General features: G+C 66.1%; 1 protein-coding gene. It reads left to right on the forward strand.

Going from position 1 to position 1,406, the window contains the following annotated elements:
• Positions 1 to 54: 54 nt before the first annotated feature.
• Complete coding sequence (locus GA0115234_RS27895) at positions 55 to 1,215, forward strand: IS701 family transposase (protein WP_093547232.1); 1,161 nt, start codon at positions 55 to 57, stop codon at positions 1,213 to 1,215.
• Positions 1,216 to 1,406 lie beyond the last annotated feature (191 nt).

The following is a 1,406-nucleotide window of genomic DNA, read 5'->3' on the forward strand; positions in this document are numbered from 1 at the left end:
GTACTGCAACGGCGTTTGGCGTGACTGGTGGCCAGGTTGGTCGTTGGTCTGGTCATGGGTGGGGTGCTTGGTGATGTGAGGGCGTGGGCGGCGGGTCTGGGTGAGGTGCATGAGCGGTTCGTGCACCGGTTTGCCCGGTCGGAGCCGCGTGAGTCGGCGCTGGCCTATATGCGAGGGCTGATAGCGCCGTTGGAGCGGAAGAACGGCTGGACACTCGCGGAAGAGGCTGGGCATGGGGGCCCGGACCGCATGCACCGGCTGTTGAATCGGTGTGACTGGGACGCTGATGAAGTGCTCAACGACGTCCGCGACTACGTTGTTGAGCATCTCGGTGACCCGGGTGCGGTGCTGATCGTGGACGACACCGGATTCCTGAAGAAGGGCGTCCGCTCAGCCGGCGTCCAACGCCAATACTCAGGAACGGCGGGCCGCACGGAGAATTGTCAGGTCGGTGTCTTCCTCGCCTATGCCGGGGAACGAGGTCGCACGTTGATCGACCGGCGCCTGTATCTGCCCACGTCATGGACCGATGACCGGGACCGGTGCCGGGCCGCGGGCATCGAGGACACGGTTGCCTTCGAGACGAAAGTGGCCATCGCCAAGGCCATGGTCCGCCGGGCGATCGCGGCGGGAATTCCGTTTCGTTGGGTGACCGCGGATGCCGCATACGGCTTTCCCAAGGGCTGGCGGACCGAGCTTGAGAGGGCGGATGTCTTCCATGTCATGGCCACCACCCGGCACGACACCGTCGTCACTCGCTGGGCCATGGACCATCCCGTTCACGACCTGTTCAACGGGCTGTCGAGGCAAAAGTGGAAGCGCCGGTCCTGCGGGATGGGCGCCCACGGCCCGCGGGTCTACGACTGGGCCAGGGTCGAGGTCCGACCCTGGCGCCGCGAGGACCGCCGACACTGGGTCATTGCCCGCCGAAGCGTCAGCCGACCCGACCAGATCTCCTACTACATCGCCTACTGCCCCGCCGAGACCACCCTCGACGAACTCATTCACGTCGCGGGCAGCCGGTGGGCGGTCGAGGAATGCTTCCAGACCGCGAAGCAGGAGTGCGGTCTGGACGACTACCAGGTCCGCCGCTACAACGGCTGGCACCGCCACATCACCCTCGCGATGGCCGCCCACGCCTGCCTCACCGTCCTGCGAGCCCGCGCACTCGACACCGGGAAAGCAGAAACGGATCCTCCCAGCTCATACCCCTGACCCTCCCCGAAATCCGACGCCTGATCGCCCGCCTCACCCACCGCCAACCAGCACCCATCAGCCACGTCCTCCACTGGTCCCACTGGCGCCGCAGACGACAGTTCCAGGCACGCAGCAGCCACTACAAACGCCGCGGCCACACACCACCCGAGACTGCCAACCCGTCAGAGCAAAGACCGTTGCAGTACTAG

It is taken from the genome of Streptomyces sp. DvalAA-43 (assembly GCF_900091725.1).
Taxonomy (GTDB): Bacteria; Actinomycetota; Actinomycetes; order Streptomycetales; family Streptomycetaceae; genus Streptomyces; species Streptomyces pulveraceus.